Origin of the sequence: Skermanella mucosa, from assembly GCF_016765655.2 — a bacterium.
Taxonomy (GTDB): domain Bacteria; phylum Pseudomonadota; class Alphaproteobacteria; order Azospirillales; family Azospirillaceae; genus Skermanella; species Skermanella mucosa.
Genome location: NZ_CP086106.1, coordinates 4080227 through 4095854 on the forward strand (window position 1 = coordinate 4080227; position 15628 = coordinate 4095854).

A 15628-nucleotide genomic window follows, 5' to 3' on the forward strand; every position below is an offset into this window, starting at 1 on the left:
CCGCCGGGCGGCCCGGTGCGGCGACAAACAGACACTTCGCTTTTTGCAATTTAGAACGCTTCTGAATCTCAGCTCTTGATGCGTGGCGCCATCGGATTGGTAAAAGGCCGGCCATTGACCGTCACGCTTACCGTGGCGAATTCCGGGAGAACTCGATGCGACAAGCCACCGCCCCACTCTGCCTCCGGCCCGTCCTCGCCGGTGCCGCCGCGACCGCCAGCCTGGCCATGACCTTCTCCGCCATCCCGGCGGCGGCGGACGCGCAGACGGCCGCTCCGGGGAACGGCGAGGCACCGGGCAGTTCTTCCGACGACATCCTCGTCCTCGACACGATCAACGTGGGCGCGGCCAATCCCGGGTCCGGCAATGTCAATTCCGCGTCCACCGGCATCTCCCGTCTGCCCGAGACGGTGAAGGAGACGCCCCGGGTCATCAACGTCGTGCCCCAGGAGATCATCGAGCAGCAGCGCGCCGCCTCGCTCGAACAGGCGCTGAGGAACGTGCCGGGCATCACCATCTCGACCGGCGAAGGCAATGGCGGGCAGAACGGCGACCAGTTCCGCATCCGCGGCCTGACGGCCCGCGGCGACATCTACCTGGACGGCCTGAAGGATTTCGGCGTCTACACCCACGACATCTTCAACACGGAAACCGTCCAGGTCCTGAAAGGGCCGACGGGGAGCGGCTTCGGCGTCGGCAACTCCGGCGGCATCATCAATCAGAGCAGCAAGAGGGCCGGGCCGGAGAGACGGGCGGAAATCGAACAGTCCATCGGTTCCGGCCCCCTCTACCGCACCACCGTCGACCTCAACCAGCCCATCAACGACACGACCGCGCTGCGGCTGAACGGCCTGTATCATGACCAGGACATCGCCGACCGGGACGAGGCCGAGGCGGACCGGAAGGGCCTTGCCCTGGACCTGGGCCTGGGTCTCGGAACGCCGACCACCTGGCACCTCAACTACTTCTACCTGAACGGCAGAAAAACCCCCGACATGGGCCAGCCCATGATCCTGGGCGGCGACGGGATATACCGCCCGGCGGGGGAGTTCGGCCTGGACCGGTCCACGTCCTATATCCGCGATCTCGACCGGGACGACACGGAGAACCATGTCGTCACCTCGCTGCTCGCCCACGAGGTCAATTCCGGGCTGTCCCTCTACAACGATACCCGGTGGAGCTATTACGAGCGGGATTTCGCCGCCACCAACCCGGCGTCCCTGAACGCCGCCAACAGCGCGCTTTTCCTGAGCGGCGGGGATCCGGCACTGACCTACGGGGCCGGCGGCGGCATGGCCTTCGAGCAGGAAGGTTGGGGCGTCCAGAACATCGCCGGCGCCAAGGCGGAAGGCACCCTGTTCGGCCTGCGGCACCGGGCGAACGGCGGCATCGACGTGAACTACCAGAAGGACGAGCGCCGCTCCGGCAGCTGGGTCAACCGCACCCCGAACCAGACGGTGCGCAATCCCGTCCACAGCTACGATGCGGGTACCTTCATCACATACCCGCCCGAAGGCGGCCGGGAGGCGAGCGTCACCAACACCGGGCTGTTCGTCAGCGACCGCGTATGGCTCCTCGACCAGGTATCGGTCCAGGCCGGCATCCGCTGGGACTATTTCCGCACCACCTTCAGCTCGGACAACCCGACCATCGCGGGCGGCGAGACTACCGAAACCACCTGGAGCCCATCGGTCAGCCTGATCTACGAGCCGACCCAGGCCTCCTCGGTCTACGTGTCCTATTCGCGCTCCTACAAGCCGATCGGCACCGACATCGCGGCAGCGGTCACCAACGGCACGGCCGAAACGCCGAACGACGCGCGGAACTTCGATCCCGAGAAGACCGACCTGTACGAGGTCGGCGCGAAGGCCGATTTCCTGAACGGCCGGCTGGGGCTCGGCGGCTCGATCTTCCAAATCGAGAAGAGCAACACCTACTCGGTCGATCCCGCGACCGGCACGATCACCGACGCCTTCTCGGAAGCCGGCCTCGGCGTGCGCGTCAGGGGCGTCGAAGGAAGCGTCAGCGGCAGGCTGACTTCGGCTTGGAACGTCTATGCCAACTACGCCTATCTCAGCGGCGAGGTGACGGAGTCCAGGACCAATCCGGACGTCGTCGGGAACGACGCCTCCAACGTTCCGAGGCACAATGCCAACCTGTGGACGAGCTATGACATCGACACCGGCCTGCCCGGCCTGGTGACGGTCGGGGGCGGCATCCAGTACGCCTCCGAATACTGGTCGGACAGCGCGAACACCGCCCGCGTCCCCGACACCTTCACCCTGGACGCGGTCGTATCGTACGAAATCGCGAACTTCTCGGTCGCCCTCAACGGCTACAACTTGAGCGACCACCGCAACTACACCTCGGCATTCAACGCCGTCCGCGCCGTCCCGGCGTCGGGCCGGACGGTCACGCTGACGGTCGGCGCCCAGTTCTGACAGCCGTGGCCGGTCCGCCTCCGCGAGCGGTCCGGCACCCTTCTACGAGGAAGCATCCCGTGCTCTTGCAGATACCGGACATTCTCACCGCCGACGAGGTCGCCCATTGCCGGGCGGTGCTCGACTCCTCGCCGTGGGTCGAAGGCCGCGTCTCGGCAGGGGGCCAGGCGGCGCAGGTCAAGTCCAACCTCCAGATCCCGGAGGACGGCGGGACGGCCCGCGAGCTGGGCGACATCGTCCTGCGGGCGCTGGCCCGGAGCCCGGCCTTCAATTCGGCCGTCCTGCCCCTTCGGGTCCTGCCGCCCCTGTTCAACCGCTATGACCGGAACATGTCCTATGGACACCATGTGGACAACAGCATCCGCGCCATCCCCGGCACCGGCGGCATGCGCATGCGCGCCGACGTGTCCACCACGATCTTCCTCAACGATCCCGACGACTACGACGGCGGCGAACTGGTCGTCGAGGACACCTACGGCGCGAAGTCGGTAAAGCTGCCGGCGGGGCATGCCGTGGTCTATCCCTCCAGCAGCCTGCACCAGGTCAGCCCAGTGACGCGGGGCACCCGATGGGCCTCGTTCCTCTTCACGCAATCGCTCGTCAAGGACGACGCCCAGCGGGCCATGCTCTACGACCTGGACGCGGCGATCATCGAGCTGCGCCGGGAAGTCGGGGACGGGAACCGTGCCGTCCTGTCGCTGGTGAACCATTACCACAACCTTCTTCGCCGCTGGGCCGAGGTATGATGGCGGACCGCTTGCCGGACATCGTGGACGCGCAGCTGGCGCTCGGGCAGCTCTGCCTCGACCGGGGAGGCGCCGAGCTGGCGCAGGCGGTCGAGTGGTTCCGGATCGCCGCGCGCAGCGGCGACGCCCGGGCGATCAACATGCTGGGGCGCTGCCATGAGCGGGGATGGGGAGTCGCCGCGGACCCGGAAATGGCGGCCGCCTATTACCTGAAGGCTGCGGACCGGGGCGATGCATGGGCGCTCTTCAACCTGGGCGACCTCCACTGCCGCGGCGAAGGGGTCCCGGCCGACGACGAGGCGGCCTACCGGTCGTATGCGGCGGCGGCCTGCCGGGGCCACGTCAAGGCGCTCAATATGCTCGGCCTGTTCCATGAATGCGGGCGGGCCGTGCCGGCGGACGCCGCCGCGGCCCGGTCCCTGTTCAAGGCTGCGGCCGAAGGGGGAGACTGCTGGGGCCAGTTCAACCATGCCCGCATGCTGGTCCTGGACGGGGCGATCGACCGGGCCTTGCCGTGGTTCCGGCAGGCGCTCCGGAACGGCTTCCCCGATTTCTTCCGAAGCATGGCCGAGGCCCTGGCGGATCATCCCCATCCGGGCCTTCAGGGTTTGGCCCGGCAGGCGTCGGACCTGGCCGGCCGATGACATCGGACATGATCGTTCCGCCCGACACCGTGTCGCTGTTCGACTACGAGCGCCATTTCATGACCCGGGCCGATCCCGCCGTCCGCGCCTATGTCGCCGGCGCCGGCGCCGACGGCATCACCCAGCGGTCCAACCGCGACTCCCTCGACCGCATCCGCCTGATGCCCCGCGCCCTGCGGGACCTGTCCGGGGCGAGCGCCCGCTCGGAACTGTTGGGCGAGGCGCTGGATTACCCGATCATCGTGGCGCCCACGGCCTATCACAGGCTGGTCCATCCGGACGGGGAGAAGGCCACGGCCACGGCCGCGTCCCTGACCCGGACCTGGATGACCGTCAGCACGCAGGCCAGCGTCACCCTGGAGGAAACCGCCGGCGTGGCACGGCATCCGCTCTGGTTCCAGCTCTACATGCAGCCCCGGCGCGACGACACCCTGTCGCTGGTGCGGCGCGCCGAGGCCGCCGGCTACAAGGCCTTGGTGCTCACGATCGACGCGCCCGTGAACGGATTGCGCAACGCCGAGCAGCGGGCCGGCTTCCGCCTGCCCGCGGGCGTCTCGGCGGTCAATCTGGCGGGGATGGAGCCCGCCGGGTTCCTGCCGGCCCGCCCGGGGAGCCCGGTTTTCCAAGGCATGCTCCGCGATGCGCCGACCTGGTCGTCCGTCGCATGGCTGTGTTCGTCCACCCGGCTTCCGGTCCTGGTCAAGGGCATCCTGAACCCCGACGATGTAGCACCCGCCGTCAAGGCAGGAGCGCGCGGAATCATCGTCTCCAATCATGGCGGGCGGACGCTCGACACCCTGCCGGCGTCGATCGACGCCCTGCCGGCGGTGGCCGGGAAGGCCGCCGGGCGCGTGCCGGTGCTGATGGATGGCGGCATCCGGCGGGGGACCGACATCCTCAAGGCCCTAGCCCTCGGAGCGTCCGCCGTGATGGTCGGCCAACCGGTCCTGCACGCCCTGGCCGTCGGCGGCGTCGCGGGAGTGGCCCATATGCTGACCATCCTGCAAACAGAACTGGAAGTCGCCATGGCGCTGACCGGACGGGCGCGCCTGACCGACATCGACCGGTCGGTGATATGGACATCCTAACGGCTTGCGTCCCGCCGCAAAGATCAATATGAGAATGTTTCTCATTCGCGACTCCGGAGCAGCTTTGCCGGCCGGGATGTCGCCCGGCCGTCCGCAGCGGAACCACCGCTCCACATCATCGCCCAGCATGGAAGGACAACAGGATGTCATATCGACCGGTAGGCCCGGCACTGGCAGGTTTCGCGAGGATCCTATCCGTTGCCGTCGTGGCCGTCGCGTTTGCACAGGCCGCGCCGGCCCTGGCCCAGGAACGGATCGAGATCACCCACGCGCAGGGCAAGACGTCGGTTCCCCGCAGCCCCGAGCGGGTCGTCGTCTTCGACCTGGCATCCCTCGATACCCTGGACTCGCTGGGCGTGGAGATCGACGGGGTACCGGGCGGACTGTTGCCGGAGTACCTGTCCAAGTACCGATCCGACGATCATGCGGAGGTCGGAACGGTGTTCGAACCGGACTACGAGGCCGTCAACGCCCTCGCTCCCGACCTGATCGTCATCGGCGGGCGTTCGTCGGCCAAGTACAAGGAGCTGGCACGGATCGCGCCGACCATCGACATGACGGTCGATGCGGGCGACTACATGGGCAGCGTCACCCGCAACGTCGAACAGCTCGGCCGGATCTTCGGCAAGGAGAAGGAGGCGGAGACCAAGCTGGCGACGATTCGCCGCTCCATCGAGGACCTGCGCGCCACCGCGTCGGGCATCGGCGAAGGGCTGCTGGTCCTGACCACCGGGGCGAAGATGAGCGCCTACGGCCCGGGATCCCGGTTCGGCATCCTGCACGACGTGTTCGCCGTGAAGCCTGCCGAGGAGAACCTCCAGGTCTCGCTGCACGGCCAGTCGATCTCCTCCGAGTTCATCCTGGCGACGAACCCCGACTGGCTGTTCGTGATCGACCGCGACGCGGCGATCGGGTCGGGAAACTCCTCCGGGGCCGTGCTCGGCAACGAGCTCGTGGCCCAGACCAAGGCCTGGAAGCAGGACCAAGTCGTCTATCTGGACGCGGTGAACTGGTATCTGGTCGGCGGCGGGCTGATCTCGCTCCAGGCCATGGTCGACCAGCTGTCCCAAGCCTTCGCCAAGGGCGGCTGACCGGCTCCGGGCACCGGCCGCGCCAACCCGCTCCATCGGACTTCCATGACGAAATTCCTCCTCGCCGCGGCCGGCGTCGGCTCGCTGGCCGTCCTCAGCCTGTTCGTGGGGGCCACGCACCTGTCGCCGGCCACGCTGCTCGCCGCCGGGCCGGAGAGCGAGGCCATGCGGGTGCTGCTCGCCAGCCGCATCCCCCGGACGATCGCCGTGATCCTGTCGGGGATGGCGATGGGCGTCAGCGGCCTGATCATGCAGCTGATCGTGCGCAATCACTTCGTCGAGCCCGGCACGGCCGGGACGGTGGAGTCAGCGAGCCTCGGCATCCTGCTCGCGACGCTGCTGGCGCCCGGCATCGACCTGATCGGCAAGATGATGGTCGCGGCCCTGTGCGCCCTGGCCGGCACCGCCCTGTTCCTCGTCATCCTGAGCCGCATCCCGTTGCGCTCGGCCCTCCTGGTGCCGCTCATCGGCCTCATGCTGGGGGGGATATTCGACTCCGTCACGACCTTCTTCGCCTACCGCTACGACTTGCTGCAATCGCTGAACGCCTGGACCACGGGGGATTTCTCCGGCGTCCTGCGCGGCCGCTACGAACTGCTCTGGATCGCCTTCGGCCTGACCGCCGCGGCTTACCTGGCGGCCGACCGCTTCACGGTGGCCGGCATGGGCCGGGCCTTCACGACCAACCTGGGAATGAACTACCGGCGGGCCATGTCCTTCGGCCTGATCATCGTCTCCATGAGCACGGCCGTGGTCGTGGCGACGGTGGGGACGATCCCCTTCCTGGGGCTGATCGTGCCGAACCTGGTCAGCATGGGCGTGGGCGACAACGCGCGCCGCGCGGTGCCCTGGGTGGCGCTGGGCAGCGCCGCGTTCGTCCTGGTCTGCGACCTGATCGGCCGCACCGTGCGCCACCCCTACGAGATCCCGGTGGGCACCATCGTCGGCGTCGTCGGGAGCGCGCTGTTCCTCTATCTCCTGCTCAGGAAGGGCGCCTCCGATGGTTAGGCCCGGCACGCCGACCCCGCGGCAGGCGCTGCTGCTCCTGGCCTTCGCCGCGCTGGCGGCGATCGCCGCCTTCATGACCCTCGGCGCCAGGGGCAACTGGGATTTCGTCCTGCCCTTCCGCGGGACCAAGGTCGCCGTGATGGTGCTGGTCGCCTATTCCATCGCCGTCTCCACGGTGCTGTTCCAGACGGTGACCGGCAACCGCATCCTGACGCCGGCCATCATGGGCTTCGATTCCCTCTATGTGCTGATCCAGAGCTGCGCCGTGTTCTTGCTCGGATCGACCAACGTGGCGATGATCGACCATCGGCTGCGCTTCGCCGGGGAGGTCGCGGGGATGGTGGCCTTCTCCGTCGTCCTCTACGGCACGATCTTCTCCAGGAGCCGGCGCGACCTGCACCTGCTGATCCTGGTCGGCATCGTCTTCGGCATCTTCTTCCGGAGCCTGGCGAACTTCCTCCAGCGGCTGATCGATCCCGCCGAGTTCGCCTTCCTCCAGGACCGCTTCTTCGCCAGCTTCAATTCGGTCGAAAGCGACCTGCTGGCGACGGCCGCGCTCCTCGTCGCCGCGGTGTCGATCGTCGCGTGGCGCATCATGCACAGTTTCGACGTGCTGGCCCTGGGGCGGGAGCGGTCGATCAGCCTGGGGGTCGACCATCGGCGCATGGTGACGATCGTCCTGGTGCTGGTCGCGGTGCTGGTGTCGGTATCGACGGCGCTGGTCGGTCCGATAACCTTCTTCGGCCTGCTGGTGGCGAACCTCGCCTACTTGGCGGTCCCGTCGGGCAAGCACCGCTTCGTGCTTCCGGCCGCCGTGCTGCTCGCGGTCATCGCCCTGGTCGGCGGGCAGACGATCCTGGAACGGATCTTCGCCTTCGACACCAACCTTCGGATCATCATCGAATTCCTGGGAGGAATCGTGTTCATCAGCCTGGTCGTACAGGGGAAGACCCGATGATCGAGACGAAGGACGTCACCAAGCGCTACGACGGCGCCGTCGTGGTCAAGGACGTGTCGCTGCGCCTGCCGGCGGGGGGCGTCATCTCCATCATCGGCCCGAACGGGGCGGGCAAGTCCACGCTGCTGTCCATGATCAGCCGCCTGCTGCCGATGTCCGCCGGCACGGTGACGGTCGACGGGCTGGACGTGACCCGGACGCCGAGCGCCGTCCTGGCGCAGCGCCTCTCCATCCTGCGCCAGGACAACCATCTCTCGTCGCGGCTGACGGTCCGGGACCTGGTGGAGTTCGGCCGCTACCCCTATTCGAAAGGCCGCCTGACCGAGGCCGACCGCGCGCATGTCGAGCGCGCGATCGACCATCTCGGCCTCGGCGCCCTGTCGGGCCGCTTCCTGGACGAACTGTCCGGCGGGCAGCGGCAACGCGCCTTCGTCGCGATGGTGCTGTGCCAGGACACAGACTACGTCCTGCTGGACGAGCCGCTCAACAATCTCGACATGCGGCATGCCGTGTCCATGATGAAGCAGGTCCGGCGCTTCGCCGACGAACTGGGGAAAACGATCGTCCTGGTTCTCCACGACATCAACTTCGCGTCCTGCTATTCGGACCACATCGTCGCCATGCGCGACGGCGAGGTGCTGTTCCAGGGACCGCCCGAGACCGTCATCCGCGAGGACGTCCTGGATGCCGTGTACGATCTCGCCATGAAGGTGCAGATCGTGGACGGGAAACGGATCTGCGTCTATTTCACCTGACCCTCCGCTCGCGCTCCAGCGGGGGCGACGCAAATGTAATTCAGGTTCTTGCCACAGATTACGGCGATGGACAAAGATATGGACCGGCTTATCTGAGGATCTCGCCGTGATCCATGGCCGGTTTTCTTCATTCCATGCCGGCTTCGAGAATGGCAGGCCGATCCTCCCTGCGCCGGCCCAGCCCCGCGCAGACCCGTTGCGCCGCCTCGGACCGTCGTCTAACCTTTCGCCCATGCATACCACCATACTCCTCGCCGCATCGTTCCCCGCCGAACTCCAGGACAGGATCACCAGGATCGGACCCCGTTACGGGGCGACAGGTCCCTTCGACCCGCCGGTCGGGGCCGCCCTCGCACCCGGCGACGCGGCGGCGGTCCGCGTTCTGGTCACCATGGGGACCCTGAAGACCGATGCGGAAGTGATGGACCGCCTGCCCTCGCTCGGCCTGATCTGCTGCTACGGCACCGGCTACGAGGGCGTCGACCTGGAGGAGGCGCGGAAACGCGGGATCATGGTCACGCACAGTCCGGAGGCCAACGCCCCGGCGGTCGCCGACCATGCGATGGCGCTGCTCCTCGCCGCCAGCCGGCGGATCGCCATGGCCGACAGGTTCGTCCGCGACGGTCTGTGGAGCGGCCATTCCGCGGCGCGCATGCCGCTGGTGCGCGGGCTTACCGGGCGCAGGATCGGCGTGTTCGGCTTCGGCGCGATCGGCCGCAGGATCGCCGCCCGCGCCGCGGCGTTCGAGGCGGAAGTGGCCTACCACAACCGTTCGCGCAAGCCGGACGCGCCATATACCTTCCACGAGACGCTGGAATCGCTGGCGGAATGGGCCGACGTGCTGATGATCGCGGCGCGGGCCGACGCCGGCAACCGCCACCGGGTCAACCGGGACGTGATGAAGGCGCTGGGTCCGGACGGCATCGTCGTCAATATCGCGCGCGGGTCGATCGTCGATCAGGAGGCGCTGGTCGATCTGCTTGGGTCGGGCGAGCTGGGCGGCGCCGGGCTCGATGTCTTCGAGCAGGAACCCGCGGTGCCCGACGCCCTCAGGGCGATCCCGCACGCCGTGCTGACCCCCCATATCGGCGGCGGCACCCACGAGGCCCACGAGGCGATGCAGAGCCTCGTCGTCGCCAACATCGCGGCGTTCCTGGCCGGCACCCCCGTCGTGACGCCCGTGCCCGAGATGTCCTGAAGCCGAAGGCCGCCCGTCAGGTCTCCTGCCCGCCCAGGATCCCCACGAGCGCCTGCGCGGCGCCCTCGATATCGGCCCGCATGGCCGCGCGCGCGGCGGCGCCGTCGCCGCGCAGCAGGGCCTCGTGCATGGCGCGATGCTCCACGTTCGACGCCCGCCAATTGCCGGTGGCGTTGAGCAGGTCGAAATAGGGGCCGATCCTCAGCCACAGGGACTCGATGATCGACAGCAACGATTCCGAACCCGCCGCCCGATAGATCGTGAAATGGAATTCCCGGTTGGCCGGGACGTAGCGGCGGCCGTCCCGCTCGGCGATGGCGGCGTCCATCTCCGCGATCAGGGCGCCCAGCCGGTCGAGGTCGGCGGCGGTGATGGACACGGCGGCCCATTCGGTCGCGACCCCCTCGATCTCGACCCGGACGCGCTTCAGATCCTTCAGCCGCTCGATGCTGAGCGGCGGAATACCGACCGAGCGGCCGGCCACGACGGTCAGCGCCTTCTCCGCCACCAGCCTGTGCAGGGCCTCGCGCACCGGCATGGCGCTGACGCCGAAGGCTTCGGACAGGCTCTGGATCGTGACCGTGCGGCCCGGCTCGATCCCGCCGTTGAGGATCAGTTCCCTGAGCTGCCGGTAGACCTGGTCCTGGACCGTCTCGCGCGGTACCGGCCGCAATGCCAGGTTCCTGGCCGCCAGCCTGCCTGGTGCTGCGCCGGAGGAAGATGTCATGACCGCCATCGCGTTATTCCCGTCTCGTGGTCCGGCCGGGTCTCCGTTCGGACACCCGCGACTATACCTGTTCGGAGGATGCGTAGAAAGAGACTTGCGCCCTATCGTGATATTTGATTTATGATCAAAACGAGAAAATGATCAAAATCACCCAGGGGGAGGAGCAAGAACGATGCACGCGGGGAAACTGTTTGCCGCCGGCTTTGCCGGCCTGTGCCTGTTCGCCGCCTCGGCCGCGCCGATGGCCGCCGATGCCGTTGCCCAGCAGAAGAAGCACAAGATCTATCTGTCGATGAGCTACATCGGGAACGACTGGCAGGCCGAGGCCAGCAACATGATCAAGGCCATGGCCGCGCATCCCGACATGGCGGGCAAGGTCGACCTTCAGGTCCAGGTTTCCGGCCCCAACGCCCAGAAGCAGATCCAGCAGATCAATTCCATGGTCCAGGCCGGGGCGGAGGCGATCGTCGTCTACCCGATCTCGCCGACGGCGCTGAACCAGGTGGTCAAGAACGCGTGCAACCGGAGCGTCGTCGTGATCGCCTATGACGCGGAGATCACCGAACCCTGCGCCTACAACGTCTCGATCGACCAGGAAGAGGCCGGGCGCGTCACCGCCGAATGGCTGGCCGAGGAGCTGGGCGGCAAGGGCAACATCATCGCGATCACCGGCGTGCCGGGTACCTCCGTCGACACGCTGCGCACCAAGGCGGCCAAGGCCGTCCTCTCCAAGCATCCCGACATCAGGATCGTCGCCGAGGCGCCGGGCATGTGGAGCCAGGCAGTCGCCCGGACCGAACTGTCCAAGATCCTGGCGACCCAGGGCTGGGACCGGATCGATGGCCTGTGGATGCAGGTCGGCTGCTTCACGGCCAACCAGATGCAGCTCGAGGCGGGCATTCCCGAGGACAAGCTGAAGCCCTGCGCCGGCGAAGGCTCCAACGGCGGCCGCATCCAGATGCTGCCCGCCGCGACCGGGGTCGACGGCGCCAACGGCGCCTACAAGCCGATGGACGCCCCCCGCATTTCCTATGCCTCGCCGCCCTATTCCGGCGCCCTCGCCCTGAAGCTGGCGGTCAGGAAGCTCGAAGGCGGCGACATCCCGCAGAAGACCGTGCTGCCGCTCCCCGTCGTGACCACCGAGACGGTCAAGCTGTGCGAGGAAGGCACCTGGACCGAAATGTCCCAGGGCTGCAACGCCTTCCAGCCGTCGATCGTGACCAATCCGGGCTGGTTCGCCTCCATCTACTCCGCCGAGACGCCGGAAGTCGGGCTTCAAGGGGCCCTGATCGGCGAGCCCGAAGCCGCGAAGTAACCCTATCCCGAACTCCGCATATCCCGTTTTTCAGGGGAGATCCCGCGCATGACCGCAGGAAGCGAGGCATTGCGGATGGACAGGATCGTCAAGGCCTATGGCCCGACCATGGCCCTTGACGACGCCTCCATCAGCGTGCGGGCGGGCGAGACGCACGCCCTGCTCGGCGAGAACGGCGCCGGCAAGTCCACGACGGTCAAGCTGCTGTCCGGCCTGATCCGCCCGAACTCCGGATCGATCCGGATCTTCGGGGAGGAAGTCCAGCTCTCCCGTCCGGCCGACGCCCACCGGCACGGCGTCCAGACCGCCTTCCAGGAAATCAGCCTGGTCCGCGACCTGACGGTCGCGGAGAACCTGCTGCTGCCCTACGCGCCCACGGGCTTCGGCGGCCTGCTGCGCCGCCGCCGCGGGGATGCCCAGGTGCGCGAGCATCTGGAGCGCCTCGACCTCGGCGGCATCGACCCGCGCGCGGAGGTCGGCAGCCTCGACCTGCCGCAGCGGCAGAAGGTCGAGATCGCCCGCGCGATTTTCCGCAAACCGCGCGTGCTGCTGCTGGACGAACCGACCTCCGCCCTGTCCGGCCGCGACATCGACTGGCTGGGCGGGCTGATCGAGCGGCTGAAGGGCGACGGCGTCACCACGATATTCATCTCGCACCGCATGGCCGAGGTGAGGCTGTTCTGCGATCGGCTGACCGTGCTGCGCAACGGCAAGGACGTCGGTGCCGGCGAGGTGTCGGAGATCTCGGACGACGAGGTCATCCGCATGATCATCGGCCGCTCGCTGGCCGCCACCTTCCCGCCGAAGCCGGAGCCCCGGCCGGTTCCCGCGGGCACCGTCCCGGTGCTGAGCGCACGCGGGCTGACCACCGACGGCAAGCTGCGGGATGCCGATTTCGACCTGATGCCGGGGGAGATCCTGGGTGTCGCCGGGCTCCAGGGGATGGGCCAGCAGGATCTGTTCCAGACCCTGTTCGGCATCATGCCCCCGACGTCGGGCCGGATCGAGGTGGACGGGCGCGAGGTGACCATCACCTCGCCCCGCGACGCGATCCGGTCCAATATCGGCATCTCGCTGGTGCCGGAGGAACGCAAGACCGAAGGGCTGTTCCTGCGGCTGGACGGCCGGTTCAACGTCTCGCTGCCGGTTCTCGACCGTTTCTCTCGCGCCGGCTTCATCGACCGCCAGGCGGAGAAGGCGGCGGTCGCGGAGGTGCTGGACCAGGTCGAGGTCCATCCCAGGGCACTCTACACGCCCAGCGGCGCCTTCAGCGGGGGAAACCAGCAGAAGATCGCCATCGCCAAATGGCTGTTGGCGGGCAGCCGGACCTTGCTGATGTTCGACCCGACGCGCGGCGTCGACGTCGGCACCAAGCACCAGCTCTACGTGATGATGCGCAGCTTCGTCGAGGCCGGCGGCTCCGTCCTGTTCTATTCGACCGAGATCGCCGAACTGGTCAACCTGTGCGACCGCGTGCTCGTCATGTATTCGGGCCGGTTCGTCGACGAACTGCGGGGCGGCGCCATCGAGGAGGAGCGGATCATGCACGGCGCGCTGGGCGGCGCCACCGGACGCAAGCGGGAGATCGCGGCATGAGCGCCCAGACCCTTCACCATCCGTCGGCGCGGCGGTCCGGCTTCGGCCCGGCCCTGGCGCGCCACCGCGGCATCCTGATCGCCTTGGCGGTCTTCGCGGCGATGTTCCTGACCGTGGACATGATCACGCCCGGCCCGTTCAGCTATTTCGAGCTGAGCTTCATGTCGGCGGGCGGGGCCACGCTGGCGCTGGCCGCCATGGGACAGACCGTCGTCGTCCTGACCGGAGGATTCGACCTGTCGGCCGGTGCCGTGATCGGACTGGTCAACGTGGTGCTCGGCAGCGGCATGGGCACCGACATCTGGTCCCAGATCCTGTTCGGCTTCGTGGCGCTGGGCATCGGAGGCGCTGTCGGCGCCGTCAACGGCGTGCTGATCGCATATCTTCGGATGCAGCCGATCGTCGTGACGCTGTCCACCATGTTCATCACCCAGGGCATCACCCTGCTGATCATGGATGCGCCGGGCGGCGCCATCGCGCCCGAATTCATGAGCTTCTTCGTCGGGGACGCGATCCCCGGCGTGCTGCCCGCCCCGATCCTGTGGGTCGGCGTGGCGGCCGTCGCCTGGCTGCTGGTCAAGTCGACGCGGTTCGGCGTCGGCCTCTACGCCGTCGGCGGCGACGAGGAGGCGGCCAAGGCCGCGGGCCTGGCGACCGCGTCGGTCAAGTTCCGCGCCTATGTCGTCGCCGGGCTGTTCTACGGCGCCGCCGGGGCCTTCATCTCGGCCCAGACCGGCTCGGCTGATCCGCTGGTCGGCCGGCCCATGCTGCTTCAGATCTTCGCGGCGGTGGCGCTCGGCGGGACCGTGCTGGGGGGAGGACGGGGCGGTGCCATCGGCTCCATCATCGGTGCCTACACGCTGATGATGGCGGTGAACATCCTGCTGGTGCTGAACGTCTCGGCCTATTACAGCTCGGTCGCCGAGGGCGCCATCATCATCCTGGCGGTGCTCGCGGGCGGCGTCGGCCGTCACTCGCCGCTGGCGACATCCATCCGCCTGGGACTGCTGAAGCTGCGCGCCCGGTCCGGCGGCACGATGGCCGCGCGCCATCCCGGCATGCCGGCCCGGCCAACCCTGCCGAAGGCGCGCCCGGTCGAGGGCGGCACGCCCGCCGGCTGGCTGGCGCGCCACCGCGAGACGCTGCGCTACATGGTGCCGGCCTGGATCGGGTTCGCCGCGGTGCTGGTCGCGACCCACCTGGTCTACGGCAACACGCTGACCAATCCCGGCTACTTCAATTCGCTGATCGTGCTGTCCTCGTTCCTGGCCATACTGGCCCTGGGACAGGGGGCGGCGATCCTGACGGGCGGGCTGGACCTGTCGGTGCCCTGGATGATCGCGCTGGTCGGGATCGTCGTCGCCGGCCTGGTGCGCGGCGCGGACGAGTCGGTGCTGTGGGCCGTCCCGCTTGGGCTGGCGCTGGGGACGGGACTGGGTGCGATCAACGGCGTCGGAATCGTGCTGTTCGGCCTGCCGCCGATCGTGATGACGCTGGCGATGAACGGCATCCTGCAAGGCGTGGCGCTGGTCTACAGCGGCGGAACGCCGGACGGCTTCGCCTCTCCCGCCATGCGCTGGGTCATGACCGGCAACCTGCTGGGCGCCACGCCCGCCGTCTGGCTGGTCGCGGGCTTCGTGGCCGCCGCCGTGGTCCTTCTGGGCCGGACCACCTTCGGCCGGCGCATCTATGCCGTGGGCAACAGCCCGACCGTGGCGCGCTTCAGCGGCGTGCCCGTCGGCGGCACGCTGATCGGCGTCTATGCCCTGTCGGGCTTCTGTTCCGCCCTGGTCGGCATCCTGCTGGCCTGCTTCAGCGGACAGGCCAGCCTGGGCATGGGTGACGAGTACCTGCTGCCCTCGATCGCCGTCGTCGTGGTCGGCGGCGCGCTTATCACCGGGGGGCGGGGCCATTATCTCGGTATGCTAGGCGGCGTCCTGCTGTTGATGACACTGTCCACCCTGCTGGCGGGAACCACGCTGCCGTCGTCGGTGCGCGACATCATCTTCGGCGCCGTCGTGCTGGGCGCCGTGCTGGCCCTTCGGGACCGGTCCGCCTGAG

Annotated in this window: 13 protein-coding genes; 12 read left to right on the forward strand and 1 reads right to left on the reverse strand. The window is 68.2% G+C overall.

The features are described 5' to 3' along the window. Positions 1-155: 155 nt before the first annotated feature. From JL100_RS18950 to JL100_RS18990, 9 genes are all read left to right on the forward strand, one after another. Entirely contained in the window at positions 156-2441 is a 2286-nt protein-coding gene (locus tag JL100_RS18950) for a TonB-dependent receptor (RefSeq protein ID WP_202679176.1), read from the forward strand. A gap of 59 nt (positions 2442-2500) precedes the next feature. Then, on the forward strand, positions 2501-3187 hold the full coding sequence (locus tag JL100_RS18955; protein ID WP_202679177.1) for a Fe2+-dependent dioxygenase: 687 nt from the start codon (positions 2501-2503) through the stop codon (positions 3185-3187). Beyond that, complete coding sequence (locus JL100_RS18960; RefSeq protein WP_202679178.1) at positions 3187-3831, forward strand: tetratricopeptide repeat protein; 645 nt, start codon at positions 3187-3189, stop codon at positions 3829-3831. Before JL100_RS18955 ends, JL100_RS18960 begins: the two co-directional genes overlap by 1 nt. Then, complete coding sequence (locus JL100_RS18965) at positions 3828-4919, forward strand: alpha-hydroxy acid oxidase (protein WP_228420789.1); 1092 nt, start codon at positions 3828-3830, stop codon at positions 4917-4919. Before JL100_RS18960 ends, JL100_RS18965 begins: the two co-directional genes overlap by 4 nt. A gap of 206 nt (positions 4920-5125) precedes the next feature. After that, positions 5126-6010, forward strand: coding sequence for a siderophore ABC transporter substrate-binding protein (locus tag JL100_RS18970; RefSeq protein ID WP_202679179.1), 885 nt, complete (start codon positions 5126-5128; stop codon positions 6008-6010). Between the two features lie 45 nt (positions 6011-6055). Next, positions 6056-7018 carry an ABC transporter permease gene (locus JL100_RS18975; RefSeq protein ID WP_202679180.1) on the forward strand — a complete coding sequence of 321 codons (963 nt, stop codon included), beginning with the start codon at positions 6056-6058 and terminating at the stop codon, positions 7016-7018. After that, entirely contained in the window at positions 7011-7976 is a 966-nt protein-coding gene (locus JL100_RS18980) for an iron chelate uptake ABC transporter family permease subunit (protein WP_202679181.1), read from the forward strand. Before JL100_RS18975 ends, JL100_RS18980 begins: the two co-directional genes overlap by 8 nt. Next, a complete protein-coding gene (locus tag JL100_RS18985) occupies positions 7973-8731 on the forward strand; it encodes an iron ABC transporter ATP-binding protein (RefSeq protein WP_202679182.1) in 759 nt (252 codons plus the stop codon). The genes JL100_RS18980 and JL100_RS18985 overlap by 4 nt, the downstream gene beginning before the upstream one ends. 232 nt (positions 8732-8963) lie before the next feature. Then, a complete protein-coding gene (locus JL100_RS18990; protein WP_202679183.1) occupies positions 8964-9929 on the forward strand; it encodes a 2-hydroxyacid dehydrogenase in 966 nt (321 codons plus the stop codon). Between the two features lie 16 nt (positions 9930-9945). Here JL100_RS18990 and JL100_RS18995 read toward each other — a convergent pair whose 3' ends face one another. After that, on the reverse strand, positions 9946-10656 hold the full coding sequence (locus JL100_RS18995; protein WP_202679184.1) for a GntR family transcriptional regulator: 711 nt from the start codon (positions 10654-10656) through the stop codon (positions 9946-9948). A 172-nt stretch (positions 10657-10828) separates the two neighbouring features. Between JL100_RS18995 and JL100_RS19000 the strand changes: the two genes are divergently transcribed. The 3 genes from JL100_RS19000 to JL100_RS19010 are packed head-to-tail and all read left to right on the forward strand — an operon-like array spanning position 10829 to position 15627. Then, complete coding sequence (locus tag JL100_RS19000) at positions 10829-11971, forward strand: sugar ABC transporter substrate-binding protein (RefSeq protein WP_202679185.1); 1143 nt, start codon at positions 10829-10831, stop codon at positions 11969-11971. Positions 11972-12019: 48 nt separating this feature from the next. After that, positions 12020-13567 carry a sugar ABC transporter ATP-binding protein gene (locus JL100_RS19005; RefSeq protein WP_202679186.1) on the forward strand — a complete coding sequence of 516 codons (1548 nt, stop codon included), beginning with the start codon at positions 12020-12022 and terminating at the stop codon, positions 13565-13567. Further along, positions 13564-15627, forward strand: a complete 2064-nt coding sequence (locus JL100_RS19010) for an ABC transporter permease (RefSeq protein WP_202679187.1) — start codon at positions 13564-13566, stop codon at positions 15625-15627. The genes JL100_RS19005 and JL100_RS19010 overlap by 4 nt, the downstream gene beginning before the upstream one ends. The last annotated feature ends 1 nt before the right edge of the window (position 15628 follow it).